This is a genomic window from Azonexus sp. MM2026_4 (genome assembly GCF_055901855.1).
In genome coordinates this window covers 1,450,099-1,468,335 of the sequence record NZ_CM148380.1, presented here as the reverse complement: position 1 = coordinate 1,468,335, position 18,237 = coordinate 1,450,099, and the positions used below count along the sequence as shown (strand labels likewise).

Here is an 18,237-nt window from a genome sequence, read left to right as displayed (position 1 = left end):
CGGTTCAAGGAATGCGCCCTGCGGGGCGCATTTTTTCGTCAGCTTCTCGGCGCGCGCAGCAGCACCAGCAGGGCGCCTTCGCCGCCGTCCTGCGGTTTCGCCTGGCAGTAGGCGAGAACCTCGTGACGCTGGGCCAGCCAGCCGCGTACCAGCTGGCGCAGCACCGACAGCTTGTGCGGCGAGCCGTGGCCCTTGCCGTGCACGATGCGCAGGCAGCGCTTGCCCTGGTGCAGGCAGGTATGCAGGAAACCGGCGATCAGGTGACGCGCCTGCTCGCGGTTCAGGCCGTGCAGATCGATCTCGTCCTGCACCACCCAGCGTCCGCGGCGCAGGTCGCGCAGCACCGTCTGCGCCAGGCCGGGACGCAGGTAGGCTGCCTCGTCGCCGCCTTCGAGCCGGTCCTGCAGGGCGATCGGCGCGTGCAGGCTTTCATGTAGTACCGCCTGGTGGTCGGCCTGCGATTGTTCCGGCGCCGGCCGCGGCAGCGGCTTGGTGAGCGCCGCCAGGTTCCTGTCCGGCAGCGGGGCGACGCCGGCCATTGCCAGGACGAAGGCCGCCTGCTCGGGATCGTCGGGCAGGCGCCGGGGACGGGTATCGTCCTGCCAGCGGGCGGGCAACGCGCCGTCGTCGCGGGCGCCGGGACGACCCGGAGTGCCTTCCGGCTGCCGCCGGGGAGGGGCGATCCGCCGCGACGGCGGCCTCTCCAGGAGCACCCGGTTGGCGTCGGGCAGCGGCTGGACGCCGGCCACCGCCTGACGGAACAGCGACAGTTCGTCCGTTGCAGCGGCGCCAGATGCCGCGTCGCGCGGCGCAGGCGCCGGCGGTGCGGCGACCGGCGTCGCCGCACGCTGCCGCCAGGCGGCCCGCAGGCCGTCCTTCAAAGGCTTGGGGTCAGGCTTGGTGGCCAAGGTTGTCGAGGTAGCGCTCGGCATCGAGCGCCGCCATGCAACCGCTCGCTGCCGAGGTGCAGGCCTGCTTGTAGATCTGGTCCTGGACGTCGCCGGCGGCGAAGACGCCGGGGATGCTGGTCTGCGTCGCGTTGCCGCTGCGCCCGGCCTGGGTGACGATGTAGCCGTGGTCCATGTCGAGCTGGCCGGCGAAGATGTCGGTGTTCGGCTTGTGGCCGATGGCGATGAAGACGCCGTGTACGTTGACCTGCTTCACTTCACCGGACGGCACGTTCTTGATCGCCAGGCCGGTGACGCCGGAAGCGTCGCCGAGCACCGCGTCGAGCGTGCTGTTCCACAGGATGGTGACCTTGCCTTCCTTTTCCTTCTGGAACAGCTTGTCCTGCATGATCTTCTCGGCCTTGAACTTGTCGCGGCGGTGGATCAGCGTGACGTGGCTGGCGATGTTGGCCAGGTAGAGCGCTTCCTCGACCGCGGTGTTGCCGCCGCCGACGACGGCGACCGGCTTGTTGCGGTAGAAGAAGCCGTCGCAGGTGGCGCAGGCGGAGACGCCCTTGCCCATGAATTCCTGTTCGGACGGCAGGCCGAGGTACATCGCCGAGGCGCCGGTGGCGATGATCAGCGCGTCGCAGGTATAGGTGCCGCTATCGCCGACCAGCGTGAACGGCTTTTCGGTCAGCTTGGTGGTGTGGATGTGGTCGAAGATGATCTCGGTGTCGAAGCGGCGGGCGTGCGCCTCGAACTGGCTCATCAGTTCAGGGCCCTGGATGCCGTCGGCGGCGGCCGGCCAGTTGTCGACTTCGGTGGTGGTCATCAACTGGCCACCCTGGGCCATGCCGGTGATCAGCACCGGTTTCAGGTTGGCGCGGGCGGCGTAAACGGCGGCGGTGTAACCGGCCGGGCCGGAACCGAGAATGATCAGTGGGGTGTGACGGGTCGTCATTGGGGTCTCTGCCTTGGTATTGAATGGCGAAAATTATAGCCGCCTAATGGAGCGGCGTTTTATGGGCTAACGTAACCAATCTCTCAAACCGGTTTATAATTCTATGCTAACTGTATGACTTGAAATGATTTACACCATTCCGGGACTTTCCGGAAGCGGTTTAGGGAATGCAATGGCAAGACGAAACGAACCCAGTCCCATGCCCGACAAGATCGGTAGCCTGCTGCAGGAATCCCGCTGGCTGGGGGTTGGCGCGCTGGCGCTGTTCCTGATCATGGCGCTGTGGGGATTTCAGCGTACCGACCCCGGCTGGTCGCACGCGATCGGCAACGGCAGCCCGCAGAACCCGGCGGGCCGTGCCGGTGCCTGGGTCGCCGATCTGCTGCTCTACGTCTTCGGGCTTTCCGCCTGGTGGTGGGTGGTCCTGCTCGGCATGCTCGTCTGGTGGGGATTCCGCAAGCTGCACGCCGGCGGTCAGGGGGCGTCGCATTCGCCTTACCTGGCGGTGCCCGGCTTCATCGTCCTGCTGCTTGCCTGTTGCGCCCTGGAGGCGCTGCGTTTCCACACGCTCGACGTCCAGTTGCCGCTGGCGCCGGGCGGCATGATCGGCGTCGAGCTCAGCCGCTGGCTGGCCAACCTGTTCGGTTTCACCGGTGCGACGCTACTGCTGCTGGCGCTGATCGGCGTCGCCTGGAGCGCATTTTCCGGGATGTCGTGGATCTGGGCCTTCGAAAAGCTCGGTCTGCTGCTCGAGGCGCTGACCCTGTTCGTCTACGGCCGCGTCGATGCCTGGCGCGATCGGCGCATCGGCAAGGAAGTCGCACAGCGCCGCGAGGTCGTCGTCGAGGAGGAGAAGCGGCGGGTCGAACTGCACGAGCCGATCTTCATCGACACGCCGGCGTCGGAAGTGCCGGTGTCGAAGAAGGCGGAAGCCCGCGTCGAGCGCGAGAAGCAGGCGATGCTGTTCCCCGAGGCGATCGTCGGCGGCACGCTGCCGCCGCTGCACCTGCTCGACCCGGCGCCGCCGGCGACCGAGACGGTCAGCGCCGAAACCCTGGAATTCACTTCGCGCCTGATCGAACGCAAGCTTGCCGACTTCGGCGTCCAGGTCAAGGTGATCGCCGCCCTGCCGGGGCCGGTCGTCACCCGCTACGAAATCGAGCCGGCGATCGGCGTCAAGGGTGCGCAGATCGTCAACCTGGCGCGCGACCTGGCGCGCGCGCTGGCCATGGTGTCGATCCGCGTCGTCGAAACGGTGCCCGGCAAATCGTGCATGGCGCTCGAACTGCCGAATTCGAAGCGGCAGATGGTCAAGCTGTCCGAGATCATTTCGAGCAAGCCCTACAACGACATGGGCAGCCCGCTCACCGTCTGCCTCGGCAAGGACATCGGCGGTCTGCCGGTGGTCGCCGACCTGGCCCGCATGCCGCACCTGCTGGTCGCCGGCACCACCGGTTCGGGCAAGTCGGTCGGGGTCAACGCGATGATCCTGTCGATGCTCTACAAGTCCGAGCCGGAAAACGTCCGTCTCATCATGGTCGACCCGAAGATGCTCGAACTGTCGATCTACGAAGGCATCCCGCACCTGCTGGCGCCGGTCGTCACCGACATGAAGCAGGCGGCCAACGCGCTGCACTGGTGCGTCACCGAGATGGAAAAGCGCTACAAGCTGATGTCGGCGATGGGCGTGCGTAACATCGCCGGCCTCAACACCAAGATCAAGGACGCCGAAAAGCGCGGCGAGCACATCCCGAACCCGCTCAGCCTGACCCCGGAAGCGCCGGAGCCGCTCAAGCACATGCCCTACATCGTCGTCATCATCGACGAATTGGCCGACCTGATGATGGTGGTCGGCAAGAAGGTCGAGGAGCAGATCGCCCGTCTCGCCCAGAAGGCGCGCGCTTCCGGCATCCACCTGGTGCTGGCGACGCAGCGGCCGTCGGTCGACGTGATCACCGGCCTGATCAAGGCCAACATTCCGACCCGCATCGCCTTCCAGGTGTCGAGCAAGATCGATTCGCGCACCATCCTCGACCAGATGGGCGCCGAAGCGCTGCTCGGCCAGGGCGACATGCTTTATCTCGCGCCGGGTACCGGCTATCCGACCCGCGTCCATGGCGCCTTCGTTTCCGACGATGAAGTGCATCGCGTCGTCGAACACCTCAAGGCGAACGGCGCACCGGAATACGTCGAGGACATCCTGAGCGGCGCCGGCGGCGACGACGAAGGCGGCGGCGAGGCCGGCGAAGGTGGCGGCGACGCCGAGAGCGATCCGCTCTACGACCAGGCGGTCGACATCGTGCTGAAGAACCAGCGCGCCTCGATCTCGCTGGTGCAACGCCACCTGCGCATCGGCTACAACCGCTCGGCGCGGCTGATCGAGGCAATGGAAAACGCCGGCCTGGTGTCGGCGATGGACGGTCGCGGCGGTCGCGAAGTGCTGATGAAGAAGCCGGCCGAATGACGCGGCCGGCGCGACAAACCCTTACACATTGAAACAGCGCCGGCCGTCGGGCCGGCGTAAGCTGCGCCCATGAACCTCGCCCGGAAACTTCTCGCTACCGCCGCCTTCGTCGTGGCCCCGGCCTTCGCCCACGCCGGTGCCATAGACCAGTTGCGCGCCTTCCTCGACGACACCCGCAGCTACCGCGCCGACTTCGACCAGTCGGTGCTCGCCCGCAACGGCCGCAAGCCCCAGGAGTCCTCGGGCAAGCTGGCGATCCTGAGGCCGGGCAAGCTGCGCTGGGAAATCCTCAAGCCCTATCCGCAACTGGTGGTCGGCGACGGCGAAAAGATCTGGATCCACGATCCGGAGCTGCAGCAGGTCACCGTGCGGCCGGCCGGCGACGCGATCGGCGCCTCGCCGGCGGCGCTGCTCGCCGGCAGCAATGCGCTGGAAAAGAATTTCGTGCTCAGGGAAGGCGGCGAGCGCGACGGCCTTTCATGGGTCGAGGCGACGCCGAAGACCGCCGACAGCGGCTTCGAGAAAGTGCGCATCGGCCTGCTCGGCAAGGAAATGAAGGCGATGGAGTTGTTTGACAACTTCGGTCAGACGACGCTGATCCGGCTGCAGCGCAGCGAGCGCAACCCGCCCCTGCCGGCGACGCTGTTCCGCTTCACGCCTCCTCCCGGCGCCGACGTCATCGGTCAGTAGCCGGCGACGGCCCGGCCCCCCGGCAAACCGGCCGCTCATTCGCTGCCGATGCCGAGCCGCAGCCAGGCGGCGTCGATTTGCGCCGCGTTGTCGATCCATAGCGTTGGCAGCGACTTGCGTACCAGGCTGCCGTCGCGCTGCCGCACTTCCAGTTGCGGCTCGCACTTGGCATCGGTCGTGCGGCGCAGGCTGACAATATCCGCATGATCGAGCCGCAGCGGCGGCATGGGCCAGAACCAGAAACCCCGCGCCGCGCAGGTGGCGGTCGGCGAGACGACGATGCGCTCGACGAAATACTGGCTGGGGGCGAGAACCAGCAGCATCAATGCGCCGTAGCAGGCGAGCATGAGCCCGATGCCGCCGACACCGCCGCCAAGGAAGTCGGGGGCGCGGGAAATTAGCCGGTTGTTGAACAAGGCGACGCCGACGACAAGCAACAGCAGGCCAAGCGCCGCGTAGTTCAGAACCTCCGGTAGCGGTACGGTGACGACCAGGTCGGCAGCGGTGCTCGGGCAGACTGCCGTCATCGTCAGCGGGGCCGGTCAGCGTCCCGGTCTTGCCGGCCGGGGTGCGCGTTCAGCAGCCACCGAGCGTCAGCATCAACTCGCCTTGTGCGTTGTGCGGCTTGCTGCGGGTCGAGCGGCGGCGCTGGTAGCTGCCCTGGCTGTTCATGTCCCAGCCCTGCTGGTTGTCGGCGAGATAGAACTTGAGTCCCTCGGTGATCACGCGCTTCTTCAGCTTGGGGTCGAGCAAGGGGAAGCCGAGTTCGATGCGCTTGAAGAAGTTGCGGTCCATCCAGTCGGCCGACGAGAGATAGACGTTTTCCTTGCCGCCCGCGTAGAAGTACATCACGCGGTGGTGTTCGAGGAAGCGGCCGATGATCGAGCGGACGCGGATCTTGTCGGAGAGGCCGGGGACGCCGGGGCGCAGCATGCAGACGCCGCGGACGATCAGGTCCACGTCCACGCCGGCCTGCGAAGCTTCGTAAAGCGCGTGGATCACCTCGCGCTCGACCAGCGAGTTCATCTTGGCAACGATGCGCGCCTTCTGGCCGTTGCGCGCCGCTTCGGCCTCGGCCTGGATCGCCGCGACGACATTCTGCTGCAGCGTGAACGGTGCCTGCCAGAGGTGTTTCAGGGTGCGCGCCTTGCCCAGGCCGGTGAGCTGCTTGAAGACCTCGGAAACGTCGTGGGTGATTTCCTCGTTGGCGGTCATCAGCCCGAAGTCGGAGTAGAGGCGGGCGGTACGCGGGTGGTAATTGCCGGTGCCGAGGTGGGCGTAACGCTTGAGGCCGCTTTCCTCGCGGCGGACGATGAGCAGCGCCTTGGCGTGCACCTTGTAACCGACGACGCCGTAGACGACGTGGGCGCCGACCTGTTCGAGCTTGGTCGCCCAGCTGATGTTGGCTTCCTCGTCGAAGCGCGCCATCAGTTCGACAACCACGGTGACTTCCTTGCCGTTCTGGGCGGCGCGGACCAGCGACTCCATCAGCACCGAATCGGTGCCGGTGCGATACACCGTCATCTTGATCGCCACCACGTTGGGGTCGGTCGCCGCCTGGCTGAGCAGTTCGATGACCGGCGCGAACGACTGGTAGGGGTGGTGGAGCAGGATGTCACCCTTGCGGATGCTGTCGAAGATGTTGATTCCCTTGCCCAGGCCTTTCGGGGTGCCCGGGATGAAAGGGCGGAATTTCATGTCCGGGCGGTCTACCCAGTCCGGTACCTGCATCAGGCGAACCAGGTTGACCGGGCCATGCACGCGGTAGAGGTCGACCGGTTGCAGCGCGAATTGCGCGAGCAGGAATTCGGTGATCGCCGGCGAGCAGTTGTCGGCGACTTCGAGGCGCACGGCGTTGCCGAAATGGCGTTGCGGCAGTTCGCCCTGCAGCTTGGTGCGCAGGTTGGTGACTTCTTCCTCGTCGACGAAGAGATCGGAATTGCGCGTCGCCCGGAACTGGTAGCAGCCGAGCACCGTCATGCCCATGAACAACTCGCCGACGAACTCGTGCAGGATCGACGACAGGAAGACGAAGCCGTAGGCGCAGCCGGAAAGTTCCTCGGGGAGATGGATGACACGCGGCAGCACGCGCGGCGCCTGGACGATGGCGATGTTGGAACTGCGGCCGAAGGCGTCCTTGCCTTCGAGTTCGACGGCAAAATTGAGGCTCTTGTTGAGGACGCGCGGGAAGGGGTGGGACGGGTCGAGCCCGATCGGCGTCAGCACCGGCACCATCTCGCGGATGAAATAGTCGCGGATCCATTCCCGCTGCGCTTCGTTCCAGGTCGAGCGGCGCAGGAAGCGGATGCCCTGTTCGGCCAGTGCCGGCAGGATCACGTCGTTGAGATGCTGGTACTGCTCATGGACGATGGCGTGCGCTTCGGCAGCGACCAGGCGGAAAGTTTCCTGTGCCGTCTTGCCATCGATCGTCGTTACCGACGATTTGGCGCGAATCTGTTCCTTCAGCCCGGAGACGCGGATTTCGAAGAATTCGTCCATGTTGCTGGAGACGATGCACAGGAAACGCAGGCGTTCCAGAAGTGGCATCCGCTCGTCCTGGGCCTGGGCCATCACGCGGCGGTTGAAAGCGAGCAGGCCGAGTTCGCGGTTGAGGTAGTTGTCGGACGGGAAGCGAGGGGGCTGGTCGTTGTTGATCATGGCGCGCGATCCGGAAGGGGTTTCTCAAGTATAGGCTTCAAGGTGCTCATTTTGTTGCGTTAATGTTACCGCCAGATTAATCCTCAAAGCGTGCGGTCGAGGTATTGCCGGGTGCGAAATTCGGCGATGGCATAAGACTTTCGTGCTACCCCGGTGCAGGATAAAAGGGTATGCTGTCGGCTCTTTTTATGAATTCACAGTGTCATGAAAATCCTTCTGGTCGATGATTCGCGCGCGATCGCCATGATCACGACGGCACGCCTGGAATCCTTCGGTCACGAAGTGCGCCACGCAAACAACGGACAGAGGGCAATCGATATGTTCCGCAGCGAGTCTTTCGACCTCGTGCTGATGGATATCGAAATGCCAGGGATGAACGGTTTTGAGACGACGACCCGGATTCGCGGCCTGGAAGGGCATGAACCGTGGGCCTGGACGCCGATCATTTTCGTGACGGCAACCGATAGCGACACCAACCTGATCACGGCGATCGAGGCCGGTGGCGACGACTTCATTTCCAAGAGTTCTCCGGAAGGCGTGCTGCAGGCGAAGATGAAGGCAATGACGCGGATCGCCGCGCTTCGCTCGCGGCTGGCGCAGGCCAACGGCAAGCTGCAGGACCAGGCGAATCATGATGGTCTGACCGGGCTCTTCAACCGGCGGGCGATGGATCTGCGCATCGATACCCTGTGGGAAACCGCGGTCCAGAAGGGCAAGCCGTTCAGTCTGCTGATGATCGACGTCGATAATTTCAAGAAATACAACGATCACTACGGCCACCAGGCGGGAGATGATTGCCTGCGTTCCGTTGCCACGGCGATCGATCAGGTTGCCGTGCGGGCCGATGCCGATCGCCTGGCGCCGGGCGCCTTTGCCGCGCGCTACGGCGGTGAGGAGTTTTCGGTGGTGATTCCCGAAGCGTCGCCGGGCGTCCATGTCGGCATGGGCCTGTCGATCGTCGAGGCGGTGGCGGCGCTGAATCTGCCGCACGAGCGTAATGAAGCCTGGGGGCGGGTCACGGTATCGGTCGGTGCGGTCTGCGTGTCGCCGGCCAGCAGCATGGTCAAGGCGGTTTTTCGCGAGGCCGACGAACTGCTCTACAAGGCCAAGGCGAGCGGCCGTAATCGCTGCGAATCGAACTGACGGCGGAAGCCGGAAACGTCAGTCCTGGCGAAAATGGGTCAGCGGCGCGTGGCCGCTGGTACGAAAGGCTTCGCAACGCTCGACGAATTCCCGGGTGCTCTTCGGCATCGGCGTGCGGGCGCGGGTGATGTAGAAAATCAGGTCGCGGCCCTGGCGCAGCAACTGCAGGCCAACGGTGGTGTCGTGCACGACGCTGCAGTTGCAGTCGAGCGGATTCGGTGCAAGGGCGTCGAGGCGTTCGCCGGCAGTGACCATGATCGACCAGACGTCGAAGATGTCGGGGTCGGTGCGCAGCGTCTCGGTCTTGATCTTGGCCGCGCTGGCGAGATCGAGGATGACCGGTTCGGCCCCGGCGAAGGCCGGCAAGCGAGCCACGTTGTCGATCATGCAGCGGGCGATCCGGTCGATGTCGCGCATCGTCTGGCCGATCTTGATGTAGCGGCTTTCGTAGAAGTCCTCGAGCGGAATCGAGAAGGCGCGGAAGGGTTCGCCCCACAGCTCGTCGATGCCTTCCTCGCCACTGCGGTGCAGCACATTCCTGCCCAGTTCCATGGCTTCCAGCAGGCAGCGACCACATTCGCGCATCAGCGGATTGTCGCTGAGGATTTCAATGCCGCAGGCCTGCAGTTCGACCAGCTTGCGGAAAATGTCGGCGGCGCGATTGAACAACGCGCCGGCCAGCATCGCGCCCTTGATCCGGCGGCGGGCGGCATCGCTTTCTGCTTCGAAGGAAGCGCGCGCTTCGGCGAGCCGGGTGCCGGGAATGTTGAGGCCGTGCTCGGTATGGTTGAAGAGACGGCGGGTCAGCGCATCGATCAGGCGTTTCTTCGCCTCCAGCGTATCCGCTGGAACCTGGTAGGCCTTGATCCAGTAGCCGTCGTAGTAGACCCGCTCTTCCCCGTTGATGATGCGGCGTGAGCCTTCTTCGGGGGAGGCGTCGTGGACGGTCTGGCGATCGATTTGGGGGGCGTTGATCATGGGGGAGCAAGTATTACAAAAGGCAGAGTTGGAAACAAGAAGAACCTGCGGCTGCTTTACCACGACGAAACATATTTTTACCTTTGGTCACGGGCAGCCGGGCGGCGCGCTCGCTATGATCGTTCCAGGTCAACGCAGGAGCCCCCCTCATGAAAGCACTTTCCCCGCTCGTTTTCTCCCTCGCCCTGCTCGGCGTTTCCGCGGCGCAAGCCGGTACCACCGTCGATCTGGCGGCGGAGGCGTCGCGGCCGGCCGCCAACGACCAGGTGCAGGCGGTGGTCTATGTCGAGGCGCGCGGCGCCAATCCGGCCCTGCTGGCGCGCCAGGTCAACCAGGAAATCGCCGGCGCGCTGCAGTTGATCCGCGGCAAGGCCGGCGTTCAGGCGAAAAGCGGCAACCAGTCCACCTACCCGGTCTACGGTCGGGAGCAGAAGATCGAAGGCTGGCAGATGCGCAGCGAACTCGTCCTCGAGTCGCGCGATCTGGCGGCGGTTTCCGAATTGCTCGGCGAACTGCAGCAGCGCAAGCTGGCGGTCGGCCAGGTCAGCCAGATGCCGTCGCCGGAAACCCGGCGCAAGGTCGAGGACGAGGCGACGCGTGACGCCATCCGCGCCTTCCAGGCGCGTGCCGAAGTGATCGCCGCGGCGCTCGGCAAGCCGTGGAAGATCAAGCAACTGGTGGTGTCGCAGCAGGGGGGGGCGATGCCGGTGCCGGTCTTCCGGGCGGCCAAGGCGATGCTCGCGGATGCCGCGCCGGCGCCGCTGGAGGCCGGCGAAAGCCAGCTGACGACGACGGTCAGCGGCCAGATCGAGCTGGCCGATTAGGGCGTGTTCAGTGGCGCGAAAAGAGGTCGCGCAGCTTGCACAGCGAGGTGGTGATGTCGAAGCGTGGGTCGGACAGCGCCTCGCCGGCGAGGATGCGGGTGATCGCCAGTGTCGGGTCGGTTTCGCCGGTACGCAGCACCTCGCAACCGCGTAGCTTCATGTGGCGGATGAAGCCGTCGCCGGCACTGGCGCAGACGATGAGATCGACGCCGTCGAGCGGGTGCGGGCGGTCGTCGGCGAAGCTGTGCAGGATTTCCGTCTTGTCCAGTTCGATGAAGGCGGGCGCCGGCAATAGCTGGGTGCTCTGATGCCGGCTCAGGTCGTAGACCAGCCAGTGCCGGCATTGGCCGGCGTGGCCGCTGACTTCGAGGTGGTTCTTGGTGGCGATGGCGATTTTCATGGTCGACTTGTCGGGAAACCTACAGGCGCTTACAGCGCGGACAGGGTCACCGCCACATCGCGCGGGCCGGCGAAATACGGCGCGCTGCTGACCAGGATGCGACAGCCGGCGCGGGCGTAGGCCTCGGCGTTGCTGGCGTTGATACCACCTGCCGCAGCAATTCGCGTGCCCGGTAGCCGGCGCATCAGATCGCCGACCGCGTCGACCGGCCATTTCTCCAGTTGCAGGATGTCGGCGCCGGCCGCCGCCCAGGCTTGCGCTTCGGCAAGGTCGCCGACTTCGACGACGAGCGCCCGCTCCGGCCAGCGGCGGCGCAGGCGGGCGATGCTCGCGGCCGGCGTTGCGTCGAGGAAGACGCGATGCTCGGCGAAGACGAGCAGGGTTTCGGAGAGACTCAGCCGGTGCGGGCTGGCGCCGCCAGCGAGGACCGCCTTGACGGTCGCCGCCTTGGTGCCGGGGAAGTTCTTGCGCGTGCACACCACCGCGCAATCGGGGTCGCCACGGCGCGCGGCGGCGACGATGGCGGCCGTCGCGGTGGCGATTCCGGACAGGTATTCCATCAGCGTCTGGGCGGTTTTCCAGACGGCGTGCAGGCCGCTCGCCGGGCCTTCGAGGCTGAGGATGGTGGCGCCGGCGGCAAGCGGCGTGCCGCTGCCGGCCTGCGCGCCGGTCGCCGTCAGGCCGCGCAGTTCGCCGAGGCGGCGGGCTTCCTCGCTGCCGCAGACGACCATCTCGTAGCGGGCGCGAAAGTCGAGACGGCCGCGCCGCTCGCCGATCGCCAGTGCCAGCGTCGTCGCGTCGCCGGCCGGCACATCCTCGCCGAGCAGGCGTTCGAGTTCGTGGTCGGGCAAGGTGTAGGGATTCACGGCTTCACTCCATCAGGGCCACGGATTTGACCTGCGCATAGACCGGCCGGCCGGCGACGATGCCGAGCTGCTCGGCCGAGCGCCGGGTCAGGCGGGCGACCAGGCGGCTCTCGCCGACCGCGACGCGGACCAGCAGCAGGCCGGGATGTTCGTCCGGGCCGACGGCATCGACCGTCGCCGGCAGCACGTTCTGGATGCTGCTTGCTCCGGGTTCGTCGATCGCCAGCGAAACGTCGCGCGCCAGTACGCGCACGCGCACGCGGCGTCCCGGCGGCAGGTCGCGGGCGCGCGTCCACAGGCCGCCGCCGGGGAAGACGACGCGCATCAACTGCCAGGTCTCGTCGATGCTCTCGACCGTGGCGTCGAGGACGACGCCGACGTCCTCGCCGAGACGGATCGGCAGGTCGATGCGGGCCAGCGTCTCGGCCAGCGGGCCGGCGCTGACGACGCGGCCGCCGTCGAGGACGACCAGGTGGTCGGCCAGCCGGGCAACTTCGTCGGGCGCGTGGCTGACGTAGATGACCGGGATGTCGAGCTCGTCGTGCAGGCGTTCGAGGTAGGGCAGGATTTCCTGCTTGCGCTTCAAGTCGAGCGCCGCCAGCGGTTCGTCCATGAGCAGGATTTCCGGGCTGACGGCGAGCGCCCGGGCGATGCCGACGCGCTGCCGCTCGCCGCCGGACAGGCTGTCCGGTTTGCGTTGCAACAGGTGGCCGATGCCGAGCAATTCCACCGCCTGGTCGAGCGCCACCCGTCCGGCGCTGGCGCTCCGCTGGCGTCCGTACTCCAGATTGCCGAGCACCGACAGGTGCGGGAACAGGCTGGCCTCCTGGAAAACGTAGCCGATCGGCCGGCGGTGCGTCGGCAGCCAGCGGCCGGCGTCCTGCCAGGTGCGGCCGTTGAACACCAGGCGGCCGTGCGCCGCCCGTTCGAGACCGGCGATACAGCGCAGCAGCGTCGTCTTGCCGGAACCGGAGTGGCCGAACAGCGCGGTGACGCCGTTGCCGGGCAGGTTCAGGTTGACGTCGAGGGTGAAACCGGGCCAGTCGAGTTTGAAGCGGGCGGCGATTTCCGGCATCTCAGCCTCCCTTCCGGGCGCCCGGCCGCCAGACGTACATCGCCAGCAGCACGAGGAAGGAGAAGGCCAGCATGACGCCGGCCAGACGGTGGGCATCCATGTATTCCATGGCCTCGACGTGGTCGTAGATCTGTACCGACGCCACCCGGGTGACGCCGGGGATGTTGCCGCCGATCATCAGCACGACGCCGAACTCGCCGACGGTGTGGGCGAACGTGAGGATGCCGGCGGTAATGAAGCCGGGCAGCGCCAGCGGCACGGCGACGGTGAAGAAGGTATCGAGCGGCGAGGCGCGCAGGGTCGCCGCCACTTCCAGCGGCCGCTCGCCGATCGCCTCGAAAGCGCCCTGCAGCGGTTGCACCATGAACGGCAGCGAATAGAAGACCGAGGCGACGACCAGACCCCAGAAGGTGAAGGGCAGGGTGCCCAGGCCGAGCGACTGGGTGAGATGGCCGACCGGACCGTTCGGCCCCATCGCCAGCAGCAGGTAGAAACCCAGCACCGACGGCGGCAGCACCAGCGGCAGCGCGACGACGGCGCCCAGCGGGCCCTTCCACCAGGCCCGGCAGCGCGCCAGTCCCCAGGCGATCGGGGTGCCGATCACGAGCAGGATCAGCGTCGTGATGCCGGCCAGGCGGATGGTCAGCCAGATGGCCTGGAGGTCGGTGTCGGTCAGCATCGTTTCGGTTTGCTCAGCGCAGCGCGTAGCCGTAGGAAGTGATGATGGCGTGGGCGCGTGGCGTCTTCAGGTAATCCATGAACGCCCTGGCCGCCGGGTTGTCCCTGCCCTTGGCGAGGATCGCCGCGTCCTGCAGGATCGGCTCGTGCATCTCGCCGGGGACGATCCACGCCGAGCCGCCGGTCAGCTTGCCATCCTTGTACACCTGCGACAACGCGACGAAGCCGAGATCGGCGTTGCCGGTATGGACGAACTGCAGGGTCTGGGAAATGTTCTCGCCCTGGACGAATTTCGCTTGCACGGTGGCGAGCAGTTTCATCCTGTTCAGCGTTTCGACGGCGGCGGCGCCGTAAGGCGCGGTTTTCGGGTTGGCGATGGCCAGCTTGTTGAAACTGCCGCGCTTCAGGATCTGTCCCTTGGCGTCAACGAAGTCGGGCTTCGCCGACCACAGCACCAGCGTTCCGACAGCGTAGGTGAAGCGCGTGCCGGCGACGGCCTGGCCTTCCTTTTCGAGCCTGGCCGGGGTGGTGTCGTCGGCGGCCAGAAAGACCTCGAACGGCGCGCCGTTGACGATCTGGGCGTAGAACTTGCCGGTGGCGCCGAACGAAAGCACGGCCTTGTGACCGGTCTGCCGTTCGAATTCGGCGGCAATCTGCTGGACCGGCGCGGTGAAGTTGGCGGCGACGGCAACCTGGACTTCGGCAGCGTGCGCGCCGACAGCGGCGAGCAGGGCGACAAAGAGGGCGGAAAGGCGCTTCATGGGAGTTCTCCTGGAAGGGTGGGAAGGGGTCAGGCGTACTTGCAGAGGATCACGGACGAGGCCTTGAACACCGCGCAGGCGTGTTCGCCGACGGCCAGGCCGAGCTTTTCGACGCTGTCGTGGGTGACGACGGCGCACACCGACTTGCCGTTCTTCATCGCCAGCGTCACTTCGGAATTGACCGGGCCTTCGTGGATGCGGGTGATTTCGCCCCACAGGTGGTTGCGGGCGGTGGTTTTGACCGCCGGATCGTTGAGCAGCAACACCGACGACGACTTGACCAGCGCGTTGATTTCCATGCCGATGGCCAGCCCGAGGTTTTCCGCCGATTCGCCGGTGATCACGGCGACCAACTCGTTTTCGTCGTCGAGCTTGAGGCGGACCTCGAAATCGACATCGCCTTCGCGCAGGCCGACGACCTTGCCGGCGAACTGGTTGCGGGCGCTGGTCTTCATCGACATGCGCTTCAACAACTGGCTGAACTGCTGGAAATCGCTCGCCTGGCCATCGTTCATGCTCGCCGTCAGACGGTCGAGCGCCGCCTGGTATTCGGCTTCCAGCGCCCGGTAGAGGGCGATCACCTTGCGTCCGTAATCGGTCAACTGGGTGCCGCCGCCGTGCTTGCCGCCGGTCGAGCGCAGCACCAGCGGCTGCTCGGCCAGGTTGTTCATCGCATCGACCGCATCCCAGGCCGCCTTGTACGACAGCGGCACGGCTTTTGCTGCCTGCGAGATCGAACCCTGCAGGTCGATCGCTTCGAGCAGGCGGATGCGGGTGTCGCCCAGGTAGGTGCCGAGCGGACCGTCGAATTCGAGTTTGCTGCGCAGGCGGGGAAGGGCTTGATCCATTCTGTTATTTCTCTCGATATATAGCGTTTTCGAGTTTACCGGAAAATCCTTGGGGCGCTATGGTTGCAAGAGCATAAACGGCTTGGTTATATTGCCGACAAGCCGCGGCGATTACGCTAGTTGCCACGGTATATAGCGAAAAGCAGGCCAGCCTGGTCGATTACTCAGGAGAACGTCATGAATGTCAGCGCACGCAATGTTTTTAAAGGAAAAATCACCGCCTTGACCGATGGTGCCGTCAATGCGGAGGTCGAGCTCACCCTGGCGGGGGGCGACAAAATTGTCGCAATCGTCACAGAGGGCAGCGTCCAGTCGCTCGGCCTGGCGGTCGGCTCGGAAGCCGTTGCCTACGTCAAGGCGCCCTGGGTGATGTTGCTGTCGGGAGCGCCGGACGTCCGTTTCTCGGCGCGCAACCAGCTCAGCGGCACGGTCAGCGCGCTGACCAAGGGCGCCGTTAATACCGAGGTCGGCATCACGCTGGCTGGCGGCACCGTCGTCCATTCCGTGGTCACCAACGAAGCCGTGCTCGAACTCGGGCTCAAGCTCGGCGAACCGGCGACGGCGCTGATCAAGGCCAGTCACGTCGTTCTCGGCGTGCCTGCCTGAAGCAGCGGCACGCGCCAAGGGGCGGCCGCCAGGCCGCCTTTTTCGTTCACCAGCCGAGCGGGGCGCGGGCATTGCGGCGCAGCAGGACGAACAGGCCGCTGCTGACCAGCCCGAGCAGCAGCGAGACGGCGGCGGCGCGTTCGAAATCGCCGCTGGTCACCGCGTTGTAGATGTCGAGCGAGGCGGTCACCGTGCGCCCCTCGATGTTGCCGCCGAGCATCATGGTCATGCCGACTTCGCCCAGCGAGCGGCCGAGGGCGAGGATCAGGCCGCCAGCCAGCGCGTTGCGGATGTTGGGCAGCAGCACGTACCAGAAAATCTGCCACTCGTTCTTGCCCAAGGTGCGCGCCGCTTCCGGCAGGATTTTCGGCAGGCTCTCGAAGGCTGACTGCACCGGCTTGACGACCAGCGGCAGGCCGGCAATGAAGGCGGCGATCAGCAGCCCGGAAAAGGCGAACACCGGGGCGATGCCGAACCATTGCTGGAGCGGCTCGCCGAGCGGACCACGGCGGCCGAGCAGGAGGAGCAGCAGGAAACCGGTGGCCATCGGCGGAAATACCAGGGGTAGCGTCACCGCGATGTCGAGCAGGTTGCGCCCGCGCCAGCCCGGGCGCGCCAGCGCGTAGCCGAGGGCGAGGCCGCCGGCGGCGTGGAGCAGCGTGCCGACGAGCGCGACGCGGACGGTCAGCCACAGCATCTGCCGGTTGCCCGGCGTCGCGAAGAGATCGAGCAGCGGGGCGAGCGGCGAATCCACTCAGAGCCCGTTGCGCTTGAGGATGGCGCGGGCTTCGTCGCTATCGAGGAAGCGGCCGAGCGACTGCACCTCGGCGCGTTCGGCCCGCGCCCGGAGGACGCCGCCGACGATGCGGATCGGCGTGTAGAACGCGGCATCGATCTCCCGGTAGCCGCCGATCTTCGGCGCGATGGCGAGGGCTTCCGTCAGGTTGATGAAGCCGGCGTTGACGTCGCCGGAAATCAGATAGGCGGAAACCTGCGGCACGGTGGCGACGACCTGCAGGCGATCCTGCAGCGCTGCCGCGAGCTTGCTGCGCTCCAGGAATTCGCTGGCGGCGATGCCGTAGATCGCCGCCTTCGGGTTGGGCATGGCGATCCGGGCGAAGCGGGCGTCGGCGAGCTCGGCCGGGGCAAGCAGTTTGCCGCCGGTCGGCCAGGCGACGACCAGGCGGCCGCTGCCGAGCGGCAGGAAGCTGGCGAAGTCGAGACCGTTGACGCCGGCCAGGAAGCCGTGGTCGCCGAAGATGACAGCGATTTCGCCGCCCTGTTTGCTTTGCGCGACGATGTTGCCCATGTTGCCGTAGATCTGCTCGACGCCGATGCCGCTCTGTTTCTGGAAGGCGGCGCACAGTTCGCTGACCGGGCGCTTGTAGCCGGCGCCGGCGGCGATCAGCAGGTTCTGGGCAAAGGCGGGGAGGGCGGCGAAAAGGCCGGCGATCAGCAGCAGGCGACGGAAGAGACGCATGACGGTTCCTTGAAAAGTGAGGCGTGGGATTGGGGGCGGGAAGTCGGGGCGTCGCCGCAGATTCGGCCACGCTGCAGGCGGACGATACGTTCGGCGAGCTGACTGGCTTCGTCGAGGTCGTGGCTGACCAGGATCGCGTAATCGACCAGGGCGCTGGCGCGGACATCCTGCAGCAGCGCCTGCATCGAGCGGCGCAGTTGCGGGTCGAGCGCCGACAAGGGTTCGTCGAGCAACAGCAGGCGCGGCGCCGAGGCCAGCGTGCGGGCCAGCGCCAGGCGCTGTTTCTGGCCACCCGAGAGTTCAGCCGGATAGCGCTCGGCCAGCCTGTCGAGGCCGACCAGTTCGAGCAACTGTCCGGTCGGTAGCGCCCTGCTGTCCGGCCGGCGGGCGAAATCGATCTGGCGGCGGGCGCTCATGTGCGGAAACAGGCCAAGTTCCTGGAAGACGACGCCAACCCGGCGTAGCCGGGTCGGCAGGGATTTGCCCTGCCGGCTGTCGAGCCAGGTTTCGTTGTCGACGCGGATCGAGCCCTCGGCGGCGTTCTCCAGTCCGGCGAGCAGGCGCAGCAGGGTCGTCTTGCCTGCCCCGGACGGCCCCTGCAGGGCCAGCCACTGGCCGGGCGGCAGGCGCAGGCCGACCTCGAGCTGGGCGGCGCCGCAGGCGAAATTGAGCGGCTTGCGCAGCGTGAAGAATAGCTGGCGGGCGGCGGATTCAGCGCTCGGGATCGTCATGCGCTGCGTCCTCGGCGGTGCTGGCAGGCGGTCGTGCCGTCGCCAGCTCGATAATTTCGGCCGTCGCTCGCCCGCCGGCAGGCCGCCAGCCGCTGCAGCAGCCGTGGGCGCGGGCGGCGCCAAGGGAAATGTCGAAGGCGTCGTCGGTGGTGGGTTCGGGGGTTTTCGGCATGCGGGGCTCCGC

General features: G+C 66.4%; 20 protein-coding genes. 5 read left to right on the top strand and 15 right to left on the bottom strand.

Going from position 1 to position 18,237, the window contains the following annotated elements:
• Nucleotides 1-38: 38 nt before the first annotated feature.
• Nucleotides 39-908 carry a Smr/MutS family protein gene (locus tag AC0KWY_RS06700; RefSeq protein ID WP_474028859.1) on the bottom strand — a complete coding sequence of 290 codons (870 nt, stop codon included), beginning with the start codon at nucleotides 906-908 and terminating at the stop codon, nucleotides 39-41.
• Nucleotides 892-1,851, bottom strand: a complete 960-nt coding sequence (trxB, locus tag AC0KWY_RS06695) for a thioredoxin-disulfide reductase (protein WP_474028858.1) — start codon at nucleotides 1,849-1,851, stop codon at nucleotides 892-894. Before trxB ends, AC0KWY_RS06700 begins: the two co-directional genes overlap by 17 nt.
• Nucleotides 1,852-2,050: 199 nt before the next feature.
• Here trxB and AC0KWY_RS06690 point away from each other — a divergent pair, with 199 nt between their 5' ends.
• Both AC0KWY_RS06690 and lolA read left to right on the top strand, forming a co-directional pair.
• A complete protein-coding gene (locus AC0KWY_RS06690) occupies nucleotides 2,051-4,315 on the top strand; it encodes a DNA translocase FtsK (protein WP_474028857.1) in 2,265 nt (754 codons plus the stop codon).
• A gap of 69 nt (nucleotides 4,316-4,384) precedes the next feature.
• Nucleotides 4,385-5,005 (top strand): outer membrane lipoprotein periplasmic chaperone LolA, encoded by a 621-nt coding sequence (gene lolA, locus AC0KWY_RS06685; protein WP_474028856.1) that lies wholly within the window; start codon nucleotides 4,385-4,387, stop codon nucleotides 5,003-5,005.
• A gap of 35 nt (nucleotides 5,006-5,040) precedes the next feature.
• Here the strand turns inward: lolA and AC0KWY_RS06680 are convergent, their stop codons facing one another.
• Nucleotides 5,041-5,532, bottom strand: a complete 492-nt coding sequence (locus AC0KWY_RS06680; protein WP_474028855.1) for a hypothetical protein — start codon at nucleotides 5,530-5,532, stop codon at nucleotides 5,041-5,043.
• Between the two features lie 49 nt (nucleotides 5,533-5,581).
• Nucleotides 5,582-7,663 (bottom strand): polyphosphate kinase 1, encoded by a 2,082-nt coding sequence (ppk1, locus tag AC0KWY_RS06675; RefSeq protein ID WP_474028854.1) that lies wholly within the window; start codon nucleotides 7,661-7,663, stop codon nucleotides 5,582-5,584.
• Between the two features lie 204 nt (nucleotides 7,664-7,867).
• Here ppk1 and AC0KWY_RS06670 point away from each other — a divergent pair, with 204 nt between their 5' ends.
• Nucleotides 7,868-8,806, top strand: coding sequence for a GGDEF domain-containing response regulator (locus AC0KWY_RS06670; protein WP_474028853.1), 939 nt, complete (start codon nucleotides 7,868-7,870; stop codon nucleotides 8,804-8,806).
• A gap of 18 nt (nucleotides 8,807-8,824) precedes the next feature.
• Here the strand turns inward: AC0KWY_RS06670 and AC0KWY_RS06665 are convergent, their stop codons facing one another.
• A complete protein-coding gene (locus tag AC0KWY_RS06665; protein WP_474028852.1) occupies nucleotides 8,825-9,784 on the bottom strand; it encodes a hypothetical protein in 960 nt (319 codons plus the stop codon).
• 149 nt (nucleotides 9,785-9,933) lie between these two features.
• Here AC0KWY_RS06665 and AC0KWY_RS06660 point away from each other — a divergent pair, with 149 nt between their 5' ends.
• Nucleotides 9,934-10,608 carry an SIMPL domain-containing protein gene (locus AC0KWY_RS06660; RefSeq protein WP_474028851.1) on the top strand — a complete coding sequence of 225 codons (675 nt, stop codon included), beginning with the start codon at nucleotides 9,934-9,936 and terminating at the stop codon, nucleotides 10,606-10,608.
• Between the two features lie 7 nt (nucleotides 10,609-10,615).
• Here the strand turns inward: AC0KWY_RS06660 and AC0KWY_RS06655 are convergent, their stop codons facing one another.
• From AC0KWY_RS06655 to AC0KWY_RS06630, 6 genes are read right to left on the bottom strand one after another with little or no spacing between them, the layout of a single operon-like run.
• Nucleotides 10,616-11,008: a NifB/NifX family molybdenum-iron cluster-binding protein gene (locus AC0KWY_RS06655; protein ID WP_474028850.1), complete on the bottom strand. Its 393-nt coding sequence runs from the start codon at nucleotides 11,006-11,008 to the stop codon at nucleotides 10,616-10,618.
• Between the two features lie 29 nt (nucleotides 11,009-11,037).
• Nucleotides 11,038-11,874 (bottom strand): ModD protein, encoded by an 837-nt coding sequence (modD, locus tag AC0KWY_RS06650; RefSeq protein WP_474028849.1) that lies wholly within the window; start codon nucleotides 11,872-11,874, stop codon nucleotides 11,038-11,040.
• A 4-nt stretch (nucleotides 11,875-11,878) separates the two neighbouring features.
• Nucleotides 11,879-12,949 (bottom strand): molybdenum ABC transporter ATP-binding protein, encoded by a 1,071-nt coding sequence (gene modC, locus AC0KWY_RS06645; protein WP_474028848.1) that lies wholly within the window; start codon nucleotides 12,947-12,949, stop codon nucleotides 11,879-11,881.
• A 1-nt stretch (nucleotide 12,950) separates the two neighbouring features.
• Complete coding sequence (gene modB, locus AC0KWY_RS06640; RefSeq protein WP_474028847.1) at nucleotides 12,951-13,628, bottom strand: molybdate ABC transporter permease subunit; 678 nt, start codon at nucleotides 13,626-13,628, stop codon at nucleotides 12,951-12,953.
• 13 nt (nucleotides 13,629-13,641) lie between these two features.
• A complete protein-coding gene (gene modA / locus AC0KWY_RS06635; RefSeq protein ID WP_474028846.1) occupies nucleotides 13,642-14,388 on the bottom strand; it encodes a molybdate ABC transporter substrate-binding protein in 747 nt (248 codons plus the stop codon).
• Nucleotides 14,389-14,417: 29 nt separating this feature from the next.
• Nucleotides 14,418-15,236: a TOBE domain-containing protein gene (locus AC0KWY_RS06630; protein WP_474028845.1), complete on the bottom strand. Its 819-nt coding sequence runs from the start codon at nucleotides 15,234-15,236 to the stop codon at nucleotides 14,418-14,420.
• Between the two features lie 177 nt (nucleotides 15,237-15,413).
• On the opposite strand from AC0KWY_RS06630, the gene AC0KWY_RS06625 reads away from it, so the two are divergent.
• Nucleotides 15,414-15,842, top strand: coding sequence for a TOBE domain-containing protein (locus AC0KWY_RS06625; protein WP_474028844.1), 429 nt, complete (start codon nucleotides 15,414-15,416; stop codon nucleotides 15,840-15,842).
• A 46-nt stretch (nucleotides 15,843-15,888) separates the two neighbouring features.
• Here the strand turns inward: AC0KWY_RS06625 and AC0KWY_RS06620 are convergent, their stop codons facing one another.
• The 4 genes from AC0KWY_RS06620 to AC0KWY_RS06605 are packed head-to-tail and all read right to left on the bottom strand — an operon-like array spanning nucleotide 15,889 to nucleotide 18,225.
• Nucleotides 15,889-16,596 (bottom strand): molybdate ABC transporter permease subunit, encoded by a 708-nt coding sequence (locus AC0KWY_RS06620; protein ID WP_474028843.1) that lies wholly within the window; start codon nucleotides 16,594-16,596, stop codon nucleotides 15,889-15,891.
• Nucleotides 16,597-17,322, bottom strand: a complete 726-nt coding sequence (modA, locus tag AC0KWY_RS06615) for a molybdate ABC transporter substrate-binding protein (protein WP_474028842.1) — start codon at nucleotides 17,320-17,322, stop codon at nucleotides 16,597-16,599.
• Nucleotides 17,295-18,053 carry an ATP-binding cassette domain-containing protein gene (locus AC0KWY_RS06610; protein WP_474028841.1) on the bottom strand — a complete coding sequence of 253 codons (759 nt, stop codon included), beginning with the start codon at nucleotides 18,051-18,053 and terminating at the stop codon, nucleotides 17,295-17,297. The genes modA (AC0KWY_RS06615) and AC0KWY_RS06610 overlap by 28 nt, the downstream gene beginning before the upstream one ends.
• Entirely contained in the window at nucleotides 18,034-18,225 is a 192-nt protein-coding gene (locus AC0KWY_RS06605) for a hypothetical protein (RefSeq protein WP_474028840.1), read from the bottom strand. The genes AC0KWY_RS06610 and AC0KWY_RS06605 overlap by 20 nt, the downstream gene beginning before the upstream one ends.
• Nucleotides 18,226-18,237 lie beyond the last annotated feature (12 nt).